Source organism: Stenotrophomonas sp. 05N423, from assembly GCF_056397145.1.
Window position 1 is genome coordinate 46,127 of record NZ_JBFTMV010000012.1, and the last position, 16,465, is coordinate 62,591.

The 16,465-nt window shown below is 68.3% G+C and carries 15 protein-coding genes; all 15 read left to right on the forward strand.

The window, feature by feature from the left end; translation table 11 throughout:
* Nucleotide 1: 1 nt before the first annotated feature.
* The 15 genes from flgH (at nucleotide 2) to AC1DGW_RS15905 (ending at nucleotide 16,215) form a co-directional block, all read left to right on the forward strand.
* The gene (gene flgH / locus AC1DGW_RS15835) at nucleotides 2-694 is read left to right on the forward strand and encodes a flagellar basal body L-ring protein FlgH (protein ID WP_478024826.1); all 693 of its coding nucleotides are present in this window, start codon (nucleotides 2-4) and stop codon (nucleotides 692-694) included.
* 8 nt (nucleotides 695-702) lie between these two features.
* Nucleotides 703-1,818: a flagellar basal body P-ring protein FlgI gene (locus AC1DGW_RS15840; protein WP_478024828.1), complete on the forward strand. Its 1,116-nt coding sequence runs from the start codon at nucleotides 703-705 to the stop codon at nucleotides 1,816-1,818.
* 2 nt (nucleotides 1,819-1,820) lie between these two features.
* Nucleotides 1,821-3,005, forward strand: a complete 1,185-nt coding sequence (flgJ, locus tag AC1DGW_RS15845) for a flagellar assembly peptidoglycan hydrolase FlgJ (RefSeq protein ID WP_478024830.1) — start codon at nucleotides 1,821-1,823, stop codon at nucleotides 3,003-3,005.
* 11 nt (nucleotides 3,006-3,016) lie between these two features.
* Entirely contained in the window at nucleotides 3,017-4,900 is a 1,884-nt protein-coding gene (gene flgK / locus AC1DGW_RS15850) for a flagellar hook-associated protein FlgK (protein ID WP_478024832.1), read from the forward strand.
* The gene (gene flgL, locus AC1DGW_RS15855; RefSeq protein WP_478024834.1) at nucleotides 4,900-6,102 is read left to right on the forward strand and encodes a flagellar hook-associated protein FlgL; all 1,203 of its coding nucleotides are present in this window, start codon (nucleotides 4,900-4,902) and stop codon (nucleotides 6,100-6,102) included. Before flgK ends, flgL begins: the two co-directional genes overlap by 1 nt.
* Nucleotides 6,103-6,169: 67 nt before the next feature.
* The gene (locus AC1DGW_RS15860) at nucleotides 6,170-7,387 is read left to right on the forward strand and encodes a flagellin (RefSeq protein WP_478024836.1); all 1,218 of its coding nucleotides are present in this window, start codon (nucleotides 6,170-6,172) and stop codon (nucleotides 7,385-7,387) included.
* 336 nt (nucleotides 7,388-7,723) lie between these two features.
* Entirely contained in the window at nucleotides 7,724-8,947 is a 1,224-nt protein-coding gene (locus AC1DGW_RS15865; protein ID WP_478024838.1) for a flagellin, read from the forward strand.
* A 230-nt stretch (nucleotides 8,948-9,177) separates the two neighbouring features.
* Nucleotides 9,178-10,539, forward strand: a complete 1,362-nt coding sequence (gene fliD / locus AC1DGW_RS15870; protein ID WP_478024840.1) for a flagellar filament capping protein FliD — start codon at nucleotides 9,178-9,180, stop codon at nucleotides 10,537-10,539.
* A 109-nt stretch (nucleotides 10,540-10,648) separates the two neighbouring features.
* Nucleotides 10,649-11,068 (forward strand): flagellar export chaperone FliS, encoded by a 420-nt coding sequence (gene fliS / locus AC1DGW_RS15875; protein WP_478024842.1) that lies wholly within the window; start codon nucleotides 10,649-10,651, stop codon nucleotides 11,066-11,068.
* Between the two features lie 5 nt (nucleotides 11,069-11,073).
* The gene (locus AC1DGW_RS15880; RefSeq protein WP_478024844.1) at nucleotides 11,074-11,382 is read left to right on the forward strand and encodes a hypothetical protein; all 309 of its coding nucleotides are present in this window, start codon (nucleotides 11,074-11,076) and stop codon (nucleotides 11,380-11,382) included.
* Entirely contained in the window at nucleotides 11,379-11,963 is a 585-nt protein-coding gene (locus AC1DGW_RS15885) for a PilZ domain-containing protein (protein WP_478024846.1), read from the forward strand. The genes AC1DGW_RS15880 and AC1DGW_RS15885 overlap by 4 nt, the downstream gene beginning before the upstream one ends.
* An 85-nt stretch (nucleotides 11,964-12,048) precedes the next feature.
* The gene (locus AC1DGW_RS15890) at nucleotides 12,049-12,681 is read left to right on the forward strand and encodes a response regulator (RefSeq protein ID WP_055770273.1); all 633 of its coding nucleotides are present in this window, start codon (nucleotides 12,049-12,051) and stop codon (nucleotides 12,679-12,681) included.
* Nucleotides 12,682-12,949: 268 nt separating this feature from the next.
* On the forward strand, nucleotides 12,950-14,359 hold the full coding sequence (gene rpoN / locus AC1DGW_RS15895) for an RNA polymerase factor sigma-54 (protein WP_478024848.1): 1,410 nt from the start codon (nucleotides 12,950-12,952) through the stop codon (nucleotides 14,357-14,359).
* 13 nt (nucleotides 14,360-14,372) lie between these two features.
* Nucleotides 14,373-14,756, forward strand: coding sequence for a response regulator (locus AC1DGW_RS15900; protein WP_433851595.1), 384 nt, complete (start codon nucleotides 14,373-14,375; stop codon nucleotides 14,754-14,756).
* The gene (locus AC1DGW_RS15905) at nucleotides 14,749-16,215 is read left to right on the forward strand and encodes a sigma-54 dependent transcriptional regulator (protein WP_478024850.1); all 1,467 of its coding nucleotides are present in this window, start codon (nucleotides 14,749-14,751) and stop codon (nucleotides 16,213-16,215) included. Before AC1DGW_RS15900 ends, AC1DGW_RS15905 begins: the two co-directional genes overlap by 8 nt.
* The last annotated feature ends 250 nt before the right edge of the window (nucleotides 16,216-16,465 follow it).

Here is a 16,465-nt window from a genome sequence, read left to right on the forward strand (position 1 = left end):
CATGGCCCGCCTGTCCAACGCCCTCCGTCTTTCCTGCGCCGCCGGCAGCCTGGTGCTTCTGGCCGGCTGCGTGGTCGCCGGCGACGTACGCCCCTATCCGGCCATGGCGCCGGTGGTGCCGGTGGTCGCGCCTTCGGCCGAACCCACCGCCGGCGCGATCTACGCCGCCGGCCCGGGCCTGAATCTCTATGGCGACCGCCGCGCCCGCGATGTCGGCGACCTGCTGACCATCACCCTGGTCGAAAGCACCTCGGCCACCACCAGCGCCAATACCGCCATCGGCAAGAAGTCGAGCATGAACATCGGCTCGCCGAGCCTGTTCGGCGCGCCGGTGACCCTGGGCGGCAAGGACGTGCTGGCCGCCAGCGCCAGCGGCGAACGCGACTTCAATGGCAAGGGCAGCAGCGCGCAGAGCAACCGCCTGCAGGGCAGCGTGACCGTCACCGTGATCCAGCGCCTGCCCAACGGCAACCTGGTGGTGCAGGGCCAGAAGGACCTGCGTCTGAACCAGGGCGACGAACTGGTGCAGATCCAGGGCGTCGTGCGCTCGGCCGACATCGCCACCGACAACACCATCCCCTCCAGCAAGGTCGCCGACGCGCGCATCGCCTACGGCGGCCGCGGTGCGGTGGCGCAGTCCAACGCGATGGGCTGGCTGGGACGCTTCTTCAACTCGGCGCTGGCGCCGTTCTGAGCATGGCCATGACGATTCCCGCATTCCTGCGCCACTCCGCCGCCCTGCTGCTGGTGGCCGCCTGCGCCCTGCCGGCGCATGCCGAGCGCATCAAGGACCTGGCCCAGGTCGGCGGCGTGCGCGGCAACGCCCTGGTGGGCTACGGCCTTGTCGTCGGCCTGGACGGCAGCGGCGACCGCACCAGCCAGGCGCCGTTCACCGTGCAGAGCCTGAAGAACATGCTCGGCGAACTGGGGGTCAATGTTCCGCCGAACGTCAACCCGCAGCTCAAGAACGTGGCTGCGGTGGCGATCCATGCCGAACTGCCGCCGTTCGCCAAGCCCGGCCAGACCATCGACATCACCGTCTCCTCCATCGGCAATGCGATCTCGCTGCGTGGCGGCTCGCTGCTGATGGCGCCGCTCAAGGGCGCCGACGGGCAGGTCTACGCCCTCGCCCAGGGCAACCTGGTGGTCGGCGGTTTCGGCGCGCAGGGCAAGGACGGTTCGCGGGTATCGGTGAACGTGCCCAGCGTCGGCCGCATTCCCGGCGGCGCCACGGTCGAGCGCGCCCTGCCCGACGTGTTCGGTGCCGGCGGCGAGATCACCCTGAACCTGCACCAGAACGATTTCACCACCGTCGCGCGCATGGTCGCGGCGGTGAACAACGCCTTCGGCGAGGGCGCCGCGCGCGCGGTCGACGGCGTCACCGTGGCGGTGCAGGCGCCGAGCGACCAGGGCGCGCGCATCGGCCTGCTGGCGCGCCTGGAGAACATCGAGCTGTCGCCCGGCACCGCGCCGGCGCGGGTGGTGGTCAATTCGCGCACCGGCACCGTGGTGATCGGTTCGCAGGTGCGGGTCAGCCCGGCCGCGATCGCGCATGGTTCGCTGACGGTGACCGTCAGCGAGGCGACCCAGATCAGCCAGCCCAATGCCTTCGGCGGGGGCCAGACCGTGGCCGCGCCGCAGTCCACCATCACCGCCACCAACGAAGGCAGCCGCATGTTCCGTTTCGACGGCGGCACCACGCTGGACGAGATCGTGCGGGCGGTGAACGAGGTCGGCGCCGCGCCCGGCGACCTGATCGCGATCCTGGAAGCCCTCAAGCAGGCCGGCGCGCTGAGCGCCGAGCTGGAGGTGATCTGATCATGCGCATCGCCGCCCCGTCGCTGGAGCTGAACCCGGTCGTCGCCAACGACCCGGCGAAGATCGACAAGGTCTCGCGCCAGCTTGAAGGCCAGTTCGCGCAAATGCTGATCAAGAGCATGCGTGCGGCCAGCTTCGGCGACTCGCTGTTTCCCGGCGAGAACCAGATGTTCCGCGAGATGTACGACCAGCGCATCGCCGAGGCGATGACCAAGGGGCGCGGTCTGGGCCTGTCGGCGATGATCGCGCGCCAACTGGGCGGCGGCGAGAAAGCCGTCCAGCCACAGGTGGACACCTCGTTGCAGCCCGCGGCGAAGGCTGCGCAGGCCTATCGGCTGGTGGCTCCTGCTCCGGCGCCGTCGGCAATGCCGGCGGCGGCGATGAGTGCCGATCCGCTGCAGTCCTTGAGCGGCGACGCGCCGGCCATGCCGGAAGAGCAGATGCTGGACCTGATCGCCGGCCGCGACAGCGGCAGCCTGCATGCGGCGATCGGCGGCCGTGGCGCGCGCCCGGAGCCTGCATCGGTGCCGGCGGCCGACTGGGCCGTGGGCAACGACCGCTGGAGCGGCGTCGGTCCGGCCAGCGCCGGCAACGGCACCGTGGAAGTGGCCACGGCCAATGCCGCCGCCGACCAGCTCGGCAAGCACACGCCGGAAGGCTTCGTCGCCAGCATCTGGCCGCATGCCGAGAAGGCCGCGCGCGAACTCGGCGTCGATCCGCGCGCCCTGGTCGCGCAGGCGGCGCTGGAGACCGGCTGGGGGCGTCGCCACATCAAGCGCGACAACGGCGCCAGCAGCCACAACCTGTTCGGCATCAAGGCCAGTGGCTGGAAGGGCGAGAGCGCCACCGCAGCGACCCATGAATTCGTCGACGGGCAGCGCCAGAGCCAGACCGCGCGCTTCCGCGCCTACGGCTCGCCGGCCGAGAGCTTCGGCGACTACGTGCGCATGCTCAAGAACAGCCCGCGCTACCAGGCCGCGCTCAAGGCCGGCAGCGACGTGCGCGGTTTTGCACAGGGCTTGCAACGTGCCGGTTACGCCACCGATCCGGGCTACGCCGCAAAGATCGCCGCCATTGCCGCCGGTCCGACCATCGACCGCGCCGTGGCCGCCATCGGCCAGGCCGGCGCCCGTCTCGGCCAGACCTTCGCCCAAGCCGCCGGCCTGTCCGGCATCACCCGCCGTTGAGATAGAACACGATGTCCAGCGTCCTCTCCACCGGTAGCAGCGCCCTCATCGCCTTCCAGCGGGCGCTGGCGACCGTCAGCCACAACGTGGCCAACATCAAGACCGACGGCTACAGCCGGCAGAAGGTCGATTTCGCCACGCGCAATCCCACCGACATGGGCTATGGCGATGTCGGCAACGGTACGAAAATCACCGACATCCGCCGCGTGGCCGACCAGCTGGCGATCTCGCGCCTGCTCGACAGCAGTGGCGAACTGGCCCGCCTGAAACAGCTCTCCGGGCTGGCCGACCGCGTGGATGCGCTGTTCTCCGACAGCGCGACCAACCTCAACGGCATCTGGTCCAACTTCTTCGATTCGGTCAGCGGCCTGTCGGCCAACGCCGCCGGCGCCGCCGACCGGCGCAGCATGCTCGACAATGCCAACGACCTGGTCAACCGCTTCAAGCAGTTGAACGGCAGCTTGGATTCCCTGGGCCACGAGGTCAACAACGGCCTGATCGCCGGCACCGGCGAGATCAACCGCCTGGCCAAAGAGATCGCGCAGATCAACAGCACCATCGGCGGCGACATCACCCGCGCCGCGCCGGACCTGCTCGACCGCCGCGACCAGCTGGTCGCGCAGCTGGTGGGCTACACCGGTGGCAATGCCGTCATCCAGGACGGCGGCATCATGAACGTGTACTCGGCCGGCGGCCAGGCATTGGTGGTCGGCGGTACCGCGTCGCAGGTCACCACCGTGGCCGATCCGTACCAGCCCGAGCGCCTGCAACTGGCGCTCAAGACCCAGGGCCAGACCATCGTCCTGGACGGCAAGGCGCTGGGCGGCAGCATCGGCGGCCTGCTGGAATTCCGCGACACCGTGCTGACCCCGGCGCAGGCCGAACTCGGCCGCATCGCGGTCGGCCTGGCGCAGGCGTTCAACGAAAGCCATCGCGAAGGCATGGACCTGTACGGCGACATGGGCGTGGATTTCTTCACCCTGGCCCCGCCGAAGGTCGCCGCGCACAGCGGCAACAGCAGCGCCAGCACGGCCAGCATCACCGCCAGCTACGGCGATGTCGCCGCGCTCGACGGCCAGAACCTGCAGCTGCGCTTCGACGGCAGCAACTGGGTGGCCACGCGTACCGACACCGGCGCCCCGGTGCCGATGACCGGCAGTGGCACCGCCGCCGATCCGTTCGTGGTCAACGGCGTCGAGCTGGTGGTCGGTGGCACGCCGGCCCTGAACGACCGCTTCCTGGTGCAGCCCACCGCGGCGGCTCCCGGCGGCCTGGCGGTGGCGATCACCGACCCGTCGCGCATCGCCGCCGCCAATCCGGTGCGGGCCAAGGCCGACCTCGGCAACGTCGGCACCGGCGTGGCCGGCAAGCTCGACGTCACCGACGCTGGCAACGGCGCCCTGCTCGATCCGGTCAGCATCGACTTCATCGACGCCGACCACTACACCATCAACGGCGGCGCCCCCCTTCCCTACACGCCCGGCCAGACCATCAGCGCCAACGGCTGGAGCCTGGTGCTGGACGGCAAGCCCGCCGCGGGCGACACCTTCACCGTGTCGCGCACGCCGGCAGGCTCCAGCGACAACGGCAACGCCTCGCGCATGGCCAAGGTCGAGGATGCCAAGGCCTTCAATGGCGGCACCGTCACGCTCAATGGCGCGCTGGGCGGGCTGACCACGCAGATCGGCGCGGCCGCGCGTGCGGCCGACTATTCGCTGCAGGCGCAGCAGGTCATCAACGAGAACGCGCAGGCCACGCGCGATTCGATCTCCGGCGTGAACCTGGACGAGGAAGCGGCGGACATGCTCCGCCTGCAGCAGGCCTACCAGGCCGCCTCCCAGCTGATTTCCACGGCCGACACCATGTTCCAGTCGATCCTGCGGGCGGTGGGCTGATGAACAACCGTATCTCCAGCAGCATGATGTACGACCAGTCGGTGTTCCTCATGCTCTCCAAGCAGAGCAAGCTCAACCACCTGGAACGCCAGTTGGCGACCGGGCAGAAGATGGTCACCGCCAAGGACGACCCGGTCGCTTCCGGCACCGCCGTGGGCATGGACCGCATCCTGGCCGAGCTCGACCAGCTGGGGTCGAACGCCGCGACCGCGCAGAACCGCCTCGGCCTGCAGGAAAACGCGTTGGCCCAGGCCGGCGAACTGCTGACGCGGGTATCCGAACTGACCATCCAGGCCAACAGCGCCGCATTGTCGGCCGAGGACCGCAAGAGCGTGTCCGCCGAACTGCGCTCGATCCGCGAATCGCTGCTGTCGCTGGCCAACAGCACCGACGGCAACGGGCGCTTCCTGTTCGGCGGCACCTCCGATGGCGTAGCTCCGTTCCTGGCGGGCAACGGTACGGTCACCTACAACGGCGACCAGACCCAGCGCCAGGTCGAGGTGGCACCGGGCAGCTTCGTGCAGGACGCCCTGCCGGGCAGCGAGATCTTCATGCGCATCCGCACCGGCGACGGCACCGTCGACGGCAGCGCCGCCGCCGGCAACAACGGCCAGGCGGTACTGACCGGCGCCAGCCGCGATGGCACCGCGACCTGGACCGGCGACAGCTACACCGTGCAGTTCACCGGCCCGGGCGCCTACGACATCCTCGACAGCGGCGGCAACCCGATCGGCAGCGGCACCTACGCCGAAGGCGACGACATCGTCTTCCAGGGCCTGCGCCTGCGCATGAGCGGCGTGCCGGCGGCCGGTGACGAGTTCACCGTCGGGCAGGCCGGCAACCGCGACGTGTTCTCCACCATCGACCGCCTGTCCAAGGCGCTGGAGATGGATACCTCCACCCTCGCCGGCCGGACCGCGCAGCAGAACCTGCTGCAATCCAGCCTGCGCGATGTGGCCCGCGCTTCGGAAAAGATGATCGATTCCCGCGCATCCGGCGGCGCGCAGCTCAGCGCCATCGACAACGCCGCCTCGCTGCGCGAGGCCAATGCCATCACCCTGAAGGACTCGCTTTCGCAGCTGCGCGACCTCGACTACGCCGAGGCCATCGGCCAGTACAAGCTCGAAGGTGCCGCCCTGCAGGCCGCACAGACCATCTTCACGCAAATGCAGTCCATGTCGCTGTTCAACATGATCCGCTGATCCAGACGAATCGCAGAAACATCGCCTTCCCATATCACGCAAGACCCGAGCACAACGGAGAAGTCCCATGGCACAAGTCATCAACACCAACATCATGTCGCTGAATGCTCAGCGCAACCTGAACACCACCGGCAGCAGCCTGGCGACCAGCATCCAGCGTCTGTCCTCGGGCCTGCGCATCAACAGCGCCAAGGACGACGCCGCCGGCCTGGCGATCTCCGAGCGCTTCACCACCCAGATCCGCGGCCTGGACGTGGCGGTGCGCAATGCCAACGACGGCATCTCGCTGGCGCAGACCGCCGAAGGCGCGATGGTCGAGATCAGCAACAACCTGCAGCGCATCCGCGAACTGGCCGTGCAGTCGTCCAACGCCACCAACTCCCCGAGCGACCGCCAGGCGCTGAACGCGGAAGTGAACCAGCTGCTGAAGGAGATCGACCGCGTCTCCAACCAGACCAGCTTCAACGGCACCAAGCTGCTGGACGGCAGCTTCGCCGGCGCGCTGTTCCAGGTCGGCGCCGATGCCGGCCAGACCATCGGCATCAACAGCATCGTCGACACCAACATCGATACGCTCGGCACGATGAACTTCGCCGCGGCCAGCGGCCCCACCACCATCGCCTCCGGCGCCGCCATCGCCGCCGGCTCGGTCAGCGGCATCAAGTTCGACGTGAACAGCACCGCGGCCGGTGCCACCGCCAGGACGATCAACATCGACCCCGTCCAGTACAGCAGCGGCGACGATGCGCTGACGATCAACCGCAAGGTCGCCGCCGCCATCAACGACAAGATGGACCAGTCCGGCGTCTACGCGGAACTGGACAACGCCACCGGCGGCATCACCCTCAAGGCGATCAAGGCCGACCAGTTCACCACCGGCTTCGTCAAGGGCACCGCCACCGCCGCCACCGGCGTCGGTATCGAGGGCACCGCGCTGGCCGACCAGACCATCGCCAACGTCAACCAGCAGAAGGTGGCCGGCACCCTGGACATCTCCTCCTTCGTCGGCTCCCAGCAGGCGCTGGAAGTGGTGGACAAGGCATTGACCGCGGTGAGCGGCTCGCGCGCGGAAATGGGCGCCATCCAGAACCGCTTCACCTCCACCATCGCCAACCTGTCCACCACCTCGGAAAACCTGTCCGCCTCGCGCAGCCGCATCCGCGACGCCGATTACGCCAAGGAAACGGCCGAGTTGACCCGCACGCAGATCCTGCAGCAGGCCGGCACCGCCATGCTGGCCCAGGCCAACCAGGTCCCGCAGAACGTGCTCAACCTGCTCAAGTAAGAGCGGCGCCAGCGGCGGAAGAGATCGAAGCCCCGGCATGTCCGGGGCTTCGGCTTTGAGAGATGCGCACTGGCGGAATGCAGCCTGCAGTTTCCACGGGCGGAAAAACAAACGGCGCTGGAACCAAGGGTTCCAGCGCCGTTTCCTCATGACGTACCGCTTCCGGAGGCATCCCGGGACCCTGCGATCCGTTTTTCCGGGCAAGCCCTAAAGCTGCCGGGGATGCTGCCGTTATTGGTATCAGCAGCGGTACTGCGGCGCCCTACGCCACCTCCACTGCACTCAGTACCGGTCAGGTTGAGCTGCCGGATCAAACGCCAAACAGGAATCCGAATCATGGCACAAGTCATCAATACCAACATCATGTCGCTGAACGCCCAGCGCAACCTGAATACCAGCGGTGCCAGCCTGGCGACCAGCATCCAGCGCCTGTCCTCGGGCATGCGCATCAACAGCGCCAAGGACGACGCGGCCGGCCTGGCGATCTCCGAGCGTTTCACCACCCAGATCCGCGGCCTGGACGTTGCCACCCGCAACGCCAACGACGGCATCTCGCTGGCCCAGACCGCCGAAGGCGCGATGGTCGAGATCGGCAACAACCTGCAGCGTATCCGTGAGCTGGCCGTGCAGTCGTCCAACGCCACCAACTCGCAGAGCGACCGCGACGCGCTGAACTCGGAAGTCAACCAGCTGCTGAAGGAAATCGACCGCGTTGCCAACCAGACCAGCTTCAACGGCACCAAGCTGCTGGACGGCAGCTTCTCCGGCGCGCTGTTCCAGGTCGGCGCCGACTCCGGCCAGACCATCGGCATCAACAGCATCGTCGACGCCAATGTCGATACGCTGGGCAAGATGAACTTCGCCGCCGATGCCGCCGTCGGCGCCGTCGCCACGGCCGCTTCGGGCGCGACCGCCGCAGGTGTGGTGGCCGGCATGACCGTCAGCGTCACCAGCACCGCCGCCGGCGCGACCGCGAAGACCGTCACCATCGACGACGTCAAGTACAACAGCGGCGACGATGCGCTGGCCATCAACAAGAAGGTCGCCGCGGCGATCAACGACAAGATGGACCAGACCGGCGTCTATGCCAAGGTGGACGCTTCCACCGGCGCCCTGACCTTCCAGTCGGTGAAGGGCGACCAGTTCATCAGCGGCTTCACCGCCGGCACCCCGACCGCCAGCACCGGCGTCACCACCAGCGCCGCCGGCTTCACCGCCCAGACCGCTGCCAGCGTCAACGACTCGCAGGTCGCCGGCAAGCTGAACATCTCGTCCTTCAAGGGTGCGCAGCAGGCTCTGGAAATCGTGGACCGCGCCCTGACCTCGGTGAACAGCTCGCGTGCCGACATGGGTGCGATCCAGAACCGCTTCAGCTCCACCATCTCCAACCTGGCCACCACCTCGGAGAACCTGTCGGCTTCGCGCGGTCGCATCCGTGACACCGACTATGCCAAGGAAACGGCCGAACTGACCCGCACGCAGATCCTGCAGCAGGCCGGTACCGCCATGCTGGCCCAGGCCAACAGCGCCACGCAGAACGTGCTCAGCCTGCTGCGCTGATCCCGTCGGCGTCGCCGCCAAGGCAAGCCGCAACGAGGCCCCCGCCAGCGATGGCGGGGGCTTCGTCTATCCGGGGGCTCCCGGAGAAAACGGGGCTTTGCGGATAAGGGGCCGGCACGGGTCTTGCAACCCCGGGGGGGAATGCGCGCGGTCCCTGGGCTAAAGAAGCCGGGATGCGTGCCGATATCCCGGATGCCTGCAAGGGTGTCCCTTTGCGCAAAGGAATCCAAATGGCCACGTCCTCCCTTTCCGTCGTCGGCTCCGGCCTGGACATCCCCACCCTCGTTTCGCAGCTGGTGGCCAACGAGCGCAAGCCGGCCGCTGACCGGATCAATACCCAGGGATCGGCGGCCACCGCCAAACTTTCGGCGCTGGGCAGCATCAAGAGCTCGCTCAGCAGCCTGCAGTCCTCGCTCGATGCCCTGATCAAGGGAGCCAGCACCCTGGCCTACAAGACCACGGTGCCGGAAGGCAGCGGGTTTGGCGCGACCGTGGTGACCGATCCCGCTACCGGCCAGACGCTGGCCGCGGCGGGCACCTACAACGTCGAAGTGGTCAGCCTGGCGCAACCGCAGAAGCTTACCTCGGGGGCGTTCGCCGCCGATGCCGCGGTCGGCGATGGGACGCTGAAGATCGCCTGGGACGACAAGTCCCTCGATGTCGAGATCAAACCGGGCAGCACGCTGTCCGATATCGCCGCGGCCATAAACAAGGCGGCCAACGGCAAGGGCGTCAATGCCACCGTCATCACCGCCAACGATGGCCAGCACCTGGTGCTCAACGCGGTCGACGCCGGCACCAAGGGCGCCCTGACCGTTTCGGCCAACGGTGGCGACGGCGGCCTGTCCGCGCTGACCTGGGACGGCAGCAGCGGCGGCCTGAGCCAGACCGTGGCCGCCACCAACGCGCGCGTGCGTGTGGACGGGTTCGAGCGCGAATCCAGCAGCAACAGCATCAGCGACCTGATCCCGGGCATCACCCTCAACCTGACCAAGGCCGAGGAAGGCACCACCAAGACCCTGACGGTCAGCCAGGACAACGCACCGCTGAAGATCAACCTGCAGGCCTTCGTCAGCGCCTACAACGCATCGATCAGCCTGCTCAAGAACTCCAGCGCCTACGACGCGACCAACAAGAAGGCATCGACCCTGACCGGCGATTCGCTGGTGCGCGGCCTGCAGCAGCAGATGCGCGGGCAGCTCAGCGCCAATGTCGTGGACATGAAGGCGCTGGGATTGACGATCAACACCGACGGCACGCTGGCGCTGAACGCCAGCACCTTCGACAAGACGATGGCCGAGAACCCGAACGCGGCGGCCAGGCTGCTGGGCAAGGATGGCGCGCTTTCCGATGGCGTGTCCAAGCTGCTCAAGAGCAACCTGGACAGCGGCACCGGTACGTTGACCATGCGCACCGACGCGCTCAACAAGCAGATCAAGAAGCTGGAGAAGGATCTGGATGCGCTGGATGCGCGCATGGAGATGGTGTCGGCGCGCTACACCCGGCAGTTCACCGCGATGGATTCGCTGGTCGCGCAGATGCAGGGCACCAGCAACTACCTGGCCCAGCAGCTCGCCTCGCTGCAGAAATAACCTTCCTTCATTCAAGTAAACGGCCATGACGGCCGATACACGGATATCCCCCCATCATTCCCGACGCCGCCCGGACCGCGCGCCGGACAGGTCCCAGGAGACTCTCCCAATGTACGGTTCCAGCCGCAACTACGCCGAGCAGTACCGCAAGGTCGGCGTTTCCACCAAGGTTGTGGATGCCGATCCGCACAAACTGGTGGCCCTGCTGTTCGAAGGGGCCGGCGAACGCATCCGTCGCGCCGAGGCTTTCCTTGCCCAGGGCGACCAGGCGCTGAAGGGCAAGGCCATCGGTGAGGCCTGCGCCATCATCGGCCACCTCAACGGTTCGCTCGACCACGAAGCCGGCGGCGAAATCGCCGGCAACCTCTCGGCCCTGTACGACTACGTCATCCAGCGCCTGACCGAAGCCAACCTCAACAACGACGTGGTCGCGCTGCAGGAATCGCTGTCACTCATGGGCGAGATCGAATCGGCGTGGAATGCGATCCCGTCCGACCAGCGCCAGCACCCCGTCGCCGCCGGAGCCTGAGAACCATGATGGATGCCGATCACACCCTGCAGGCGCTGCACGACGACCTCGAGGCGCTGCGCGTGGCGGTGGAGCAGGAAGACCACGCCGAAGCCGAGCGCATCGCCACCGGCCACGACCGCCGCCTGCGTGAGTTCGTCGAGGCCTGCGGCGTGCAGGCCGCGGCCAACGGCCTGCGCAACCTGCTGGCCATGCAGCAGTCGCTGATGGCCGACATGCTGGTGCGGCGCGACGTCGCCTCGGCGCGCCTGCGCGCCGGCCGCCAGTCGGTCCGCGCCGCCCACGCCTACCAGCAGGCCGAATCGCTGGCATGAACGCGCCCGGCGCCAGCGTCGTGCATCATCCAGCGGAGACCGAGCTGTTCGAGGACACGCTGACCTGCGACGTCTCGCTGCCGGCGGCGTTCGAACCGGGCAGCAGCGCAACCCGCGCCGGCGCGGCGGAAATGCTGTTGCGCAGCGTGGCGCTGGTGGAAGACTCGCGCGGCACCGACGATGCCGACGAGCGCGGCGGCGAAGGCAGCCAGCAACTGCAGCGGCTTGAAGCACGCATGGACCTGGCCCTGGTCCTGCTGGGTCGCCTGCTGCGCCAGTCCACCCAGGCATTGCCGCTGCGTCCCGTGCGCTGGTCGCGCCGGGGGCTGCGGCTCGAGCTGGGCCAGCGCAGCGGTGCGGTCCAGGGCAGCGCGGGCGTCGTGCGCCTGCAGCCGGCCGATTGGCTGCCCGACCACATCGAGCTGCCGGTGCAGGTACTGGGCGAAGCGACGTCCGGCAACGGCAGTCTCTATCTCTGGCTGCGCCTGCAGAGTACCGGCGATGCGCTGGAAACCGCGCTGGAACGGCATCTGTTCCGCCTGCATCGGCGCCAGATCGCCGACAGCCGGCGTCCGCGTTGAACCCGCCCGTTCATGACCTTCGCCGCTTGGCGCGCACGCGCGTGCTCGGCTAAGGTGCGGCCATTCCCAAGCGATGCCCGTTACCGTGCGTGTCCTGATTGTCGATGACCATACGCTGGTCCGTGCCGGACTGTGCCGCCTGCTGCAGACGTTCGGCGGTGTGCTGGTCACCGGTGAGGCCAGCAACGCGGAACAGGCGCTGGAACTGGCCGTGCAGCAGCATCCCGATGTGGTGCTGATGGACCTCTCCCTGCCTGGCCGCAGCGGCCTGGAGGCTTTGTCCGACATCCGCCGCAAGGTGCCGCAGGCACGCGTGGTGATGATGTCGATGCACGACGATACCGCGCACGTGCGCGATGCGCTGGACCGCGGAGCGGTGGGATTCGTGGTCAAGGACGCCGCGCCGCAGGAACTGGAAATCGCCCTGCGTGCGGCCCATTCCGGGCAGGTGTTCCTCAGCCCGCAGATCTCCGCCCGCATGCTCGCGCCCATGCTCGGGCGCGAACGCCCCACCGGCATCGCCGCGCTGTCGCCGCGCCAGCGGCAGATCCTGCGCCAGCTCGGCAACGGCCAGACCACCAAGGAAATCGCCGCGGAACTGGGGATCAGCGTCAAGACGGTGGAAACCCACCGCGCGCGCATGATGGAAGCCCTGGGCTGCCGCCGTGCCAACGACCTGCTGCTGCTCGCGGTACGCCACCAGCAGGAGCTCGCCTGAGCGCTCCGGACGGTCCATCGGTTTTGCACCGCGTCACAGATTCGGAAATCCGTCGCAGGCAGCGTCAGAATTCCGTAAGCCATTGATAGGTAAATCTCCGACCGGGCTTTGGCGACGGATTAATGGCGCAATGTGGGGAAAATACCTACATCCTGTCGGTATAAACCCATGCGGCTGAGGGTTTTCTCCGATTCATTCCCTGACACCCCCTACGCAAGATGCGTTCCACAACGGCCGCTTCACATGGCGACCACGGGGATCAGACGAAATGAAGACCACGCTCGCCACCCAGCTTGGGCAGCAGCTCCACCTCACGCCTGCGCTGCTGCAGTCCATCCGCCTGCTGCAGCTCAACGGCCTGCAGCTGGAGCAGGAGATCCGCCAGGTGCTGGAAAACAACCCGCTGCTGGAACTCGAGGAAGAGGCCGCCGCCGCGGCGGACGCTTCCTCGGCCGGTGATGCGCAGGCGGAGACGGCGGCGTTCGACGAGCTTCCGGAGAGCTCGATGTGGGACGTGGCCGGGGCCAGCTGGAACGACGCCGAGGAAGACCGCACCGCGCGGCTGGCCATGAGCGAATCCAGCGACCCGCACCTGCGCATCCTGCAGGCCTTGTCCCTGGACCTGGACGAAGGCGACCTGGCGATCGCCGCTTTCTGGCTGGAGCATTGCGACGACGCCGGCTATCTGCAGGCGCCGCTGCCGCAGCTGACCCTGCTGGCCAGCGCCCGTTTCGACCGCGATGGCGCGCATGTGGAGAGCATCCGCCAGCGCCTGCTGCAGGGCGAGCCGGCCGGCATGGCCGCCCGCGACCTGCGCGAATGCCTGCAGGTGCAGCTGGCCGCGCTGCCCGGCACCGTGCCTGCCCGCCATCTGGCGGCAAGGCTGCTGGGCGAAGACCTGCAGCTGCTCGCCAGCCATGACTATGCCGCGATCGCCCGCCAGCTGGATGCCGAGCAGGCCGATGTGCTCGAGGCGATCCGCCTCATCCTGTCGCTGCAGCCCCGCCCCGGCGACACCCTGCAGCCGCAGGAGGACGCCGCCATCATCCCGGAAGTGGTGGCCTGGCGCGCCGACGGCCAGTGGCGGGTGGCGCTGAACCCGGCCACGGCGCCGAAGGTGACCCTCAATCCCACCTACGAGCGCGCCCTGGCCGCCACCGAGGGCAGCGCCGCCCAGCCCATGCGCGAGATGCTGCAGGAAGCGCGCTGGTTCACCCGCGGCCTGTCCATGCGCTACGACACCCTGCTGCGCACCGCGCGGGTCATCGTCGAGCGCCAGGCCGCGTTCCTGGTCGAGGGCGAGGAGGCCATGGCGCCGCTGACCCTGAAGGAAGTGGCCGACGCGATCGGCATGCACGAATCCACGGTCTCGCGCATCACCTCGGGCAAGTTCATGCAGACCCCGCGCGGCACCTTCGAACTGAAGCATTTCTTCGCCGTGCGCCTGGACGGGGCCAGCATCTCCGGGCAGGCGGTCAAGGCCATGGTGCGGCGCCTGATCGAATCCGAGCCGTCGGCGCGCCCGCTGGCCGACGAGGCCATCGCCGTGCTGCTGTCACGCCAGGGCGTCAACATCGCCCGCCGTACCGTGGCCAAGTACCGCGAACAGCTGGACATCGCCCCCGCGCGCGAACGGAAGCGGCACAATGCGCGTCCGTTGCTGGCCCGCGCAGGCTGATCCGAGGAATTCCATGAGCAAGCTCACCGTTCTGCTGGTCGACGACCACGAAGGCTTCATCAACGCGGCCATGCGCCATTTCCGCAAGGTCGACTGGCTGGAGATCGTCGGCAGCGCCGCCAACGGCCTGGAGGCCATCGAACGCTCCGAGGCGCTGCGCCCGCGGGTAGTGCTGATGGACCTGGCGATGCCGGAGATGGGCGGCCTGCAGGCCACGCGCCTGATCAAGACCCAGGACGAGCCGCCCTACATCGTGATCGCCAGCCATTTCGACGATGCCGAGCACCGCGAGCATGCCCAGCGCGCCGGCGCGGACAATTTCGTCAGCAAGCTGTCCTACATCCAGGAAGTGATGCCGATCCTCGAAAGCGTCCGCCAGGAACAGGGCCATGAGTGAATCGCGCATCCTCGTGATCGACAGCGAGGGCGTCCGTGCAGAGCGCACGGTGGCGCTGCTGGAGTTCATGGATCTGAACCCGCGCTGGGTCACCGACGTCGGCGACATCGACACCGCCCGCCACCGGGTCAACGACTGGATGGCGCTGGTGGTGGGCACCATCGAGGATCCGGCCCGCGCCGAGCCGTTCTTCAACTGGCTGGCCGGCACCACCATGCCGCCGCCGATCCTGCTGGCCGAGGGCGACCCGCTGGCGTTCGCGCGCCACTACGGCCTGCACGAAGCCAATGTCTGGCCGCTCGAACAACCCATGCGCCATGCGCAGATGGAGGCGCTGCTGCGCCGCGCCAGCCTCAAGCGGCTGGATGCCGAACATCATGCCGGCGACAGCCAGGACGACGGCCCCACCGGCGCCAGCCCGGCGGTGACCGAGCTGCGCCAGCTGATCGAACAGGTTTCCGGCTTCGACACCACCGTGCTGGTGCTGGGCGAATCGGGGACCGGCAAGGAAGTGGTCTCGCGCGCCATCCACCAGCGTTCGCCGCGCCGCGACGGCCCGTTCGTGGCCATCAACTGCGGCGCGATCCCGCCGGACCTGCTGGAAAGCGAACTGTTCGGCCACGAGAAAGGCGCCTTCACCGGCGCGCTGACCGCGCGCAAGGGCCGTTTCGAGATGGCCGAGGGCGGCACCCTGCTGCTGGACGAGATCGGCGACATGAGCCTGCCGATGCAGGTCAAGCTGCTGCGCGTGCTGCAGGAACGCAGCTTCGAGCGCGTCGGCGGCAACCAGACCATCCGCTGCAACGTGCGGGTGATCGCCGCCACCCACCGCAACCTGGAAACGCGCATCGCCGAAGGCAAGTTCCGCGAGGACCTGTTCTACCGCCTGAACGTATTCCCCATCGACGTGCCGGCACTGCGCGAACGCATCACCGACATCCCGGCGCTGGTGGAAACCATCGCCGCGCAGCTGGCGCGCACCGGCCGCGGCGAAGTCCGCTTCGCCGCAGAAGCCCTGCAGGCGCTGGCCGCCTACCGCTGGCCTGGCAATGTGCGCGAGCTGACCAATCTGGTCGAGCGCCTGGCGGTGCTGCATCCGGGCGGACTGGTGCGGGTGCAGGACCTGCCCGCGCGCTATCGCAGTGAAGCGGTTCCGGCGCCGGCCGTGGCAATGGACGACGAGCGGCCGCTGGCCAGCCTGTCCGGCAGCACGCCGGCGATCTCGCCGGCCCCTGCCGCCGTGGTTGCGCCGTCCGTGCCGGCGCACCTGCCCGATGACGGCCTGGACCTGCGCGACCACATGGCCGGCATCGAGCTGAAGCTGATCAACGAGGCCCTGGAGCGCACCCAGGGCGTGGTCGCCCACGCCGCGCAGTTGCTCGGCCTGCGCCGCACCACCCTGGTGGAGAAGCTGCGCAAGTATGGGATCGACCGCGAGCAGAGCGACCAGGTGGGTTGACGCGGTGGCCGGCCTCCTTGCCCGGGAGGCTGGTTTCCGGCGGGTTCCGGCCGGTCACCACGCCCTTCCCCAGCGTTGCGTCCCCTTCCCCGAAGCGGCGCATGGAGGCACGCATATTGCATGGGTGCATGCAGTCGCGGCCTGCATCAACCGGATCGGGAACCAGGCCGCCGCTACCTGCGAATATCCCGTCCGAGCGAGGCCCGCCCAATGACCGCAACACCCCATCCCGTCATGCGCGGAACGACCG

Coding starts and splice junctions, on each gene's coding strand:
- flgH (WP_478024826.1), top strand. CDS start 2: ATGGCCCGCCTGTCCAACGCCCTCCGTCTTTCCTGCGCCGCCGGCAGC.
- AC1DGW_RS15840 (WP_478024828.1), top strand. CDS start 703: ATGACGATTCCCGCATTCCTGCGCCACTCCGCCGCCCTGCTGCTGGTG.
- flgJ (WP_478024830.1), top strand. CDS start 1,821: ATGCGCATCGCCGCCCCGTCGCTGGAGCTGAACCCGGTCGTCGCCAAC.
- flgK (WP_478024832.1), top strand. CDS start 3,017: ATGTCCAGCGTCCTCTCCACCGGTAGCAGCGCCCTCATCGCCTTCCAG.
- flgL (WP_478024834.1), top strand. CDS start 4,900: ATGAACAACCGTATCTCCAGCAGCATGATGTACGACCAGTCGGTGTTC.
- AC1DGW_RS15860 (WP_478024836.1), top strand. CDS start 6,170: ATGGCACAAGTCATCAACACCAACATCATGTCGCTGAATGCTCAGCGC.
- AC1DGW_RS15865 (WP_478024838.1), top strand. CDS start 7,724: ATGGCACAAGTCATCAATACCAACATCATGTCGCTGAACGCCCAGCGC.
- fliD (WP_478024840.1), top strand. CDS start 9,178: ATGGCCACGTCCTCCCTTTCCGTCGTCGGCTCCGGCCTGGACATCCCC.
- fliS (WP_478024842.1), top strand. CDS start 10,649: ATGTACGGTTCCAGCCGCAACTACGCCGAGCAGTACCGCAAGGTCGGC.
- AC1DGW_RS15880 (WP_478024844.1), top strand. CDS start 11,074: ATGATGGATGCCGATCACACCCTGCAGGCGCTGCACGACGACCTCGAG.
- AC1DGW_RS15885 (WP_478024846.1), top strand. CDS start 11,379: ATGAACGCGCCCGGCGCCAGCGTCGTGCATCATCCAGCGGAGACCGAG.
- rpoN (WP_478024848.1), top strand. CDS start 12,950: ATGAAGACCACGCTCGCCACCCAGCTTGGGCAGCAGCTCCACCTCACG.
- AC1DGW_RS15900 (WP_433851595.1), top strand. CDS start 14,373: ATGAGCAAGCTCACCGTTCTGCTGGTCGACGACCACGAAGGCTTCATC.
- AC1DGW_RS15905 (WP_478024850.1), top strand. CDS start 14,749: ATGAGTGAATCGCGCATCCTCGTGATCGACAGCGAGGGCGTCCGTGCA.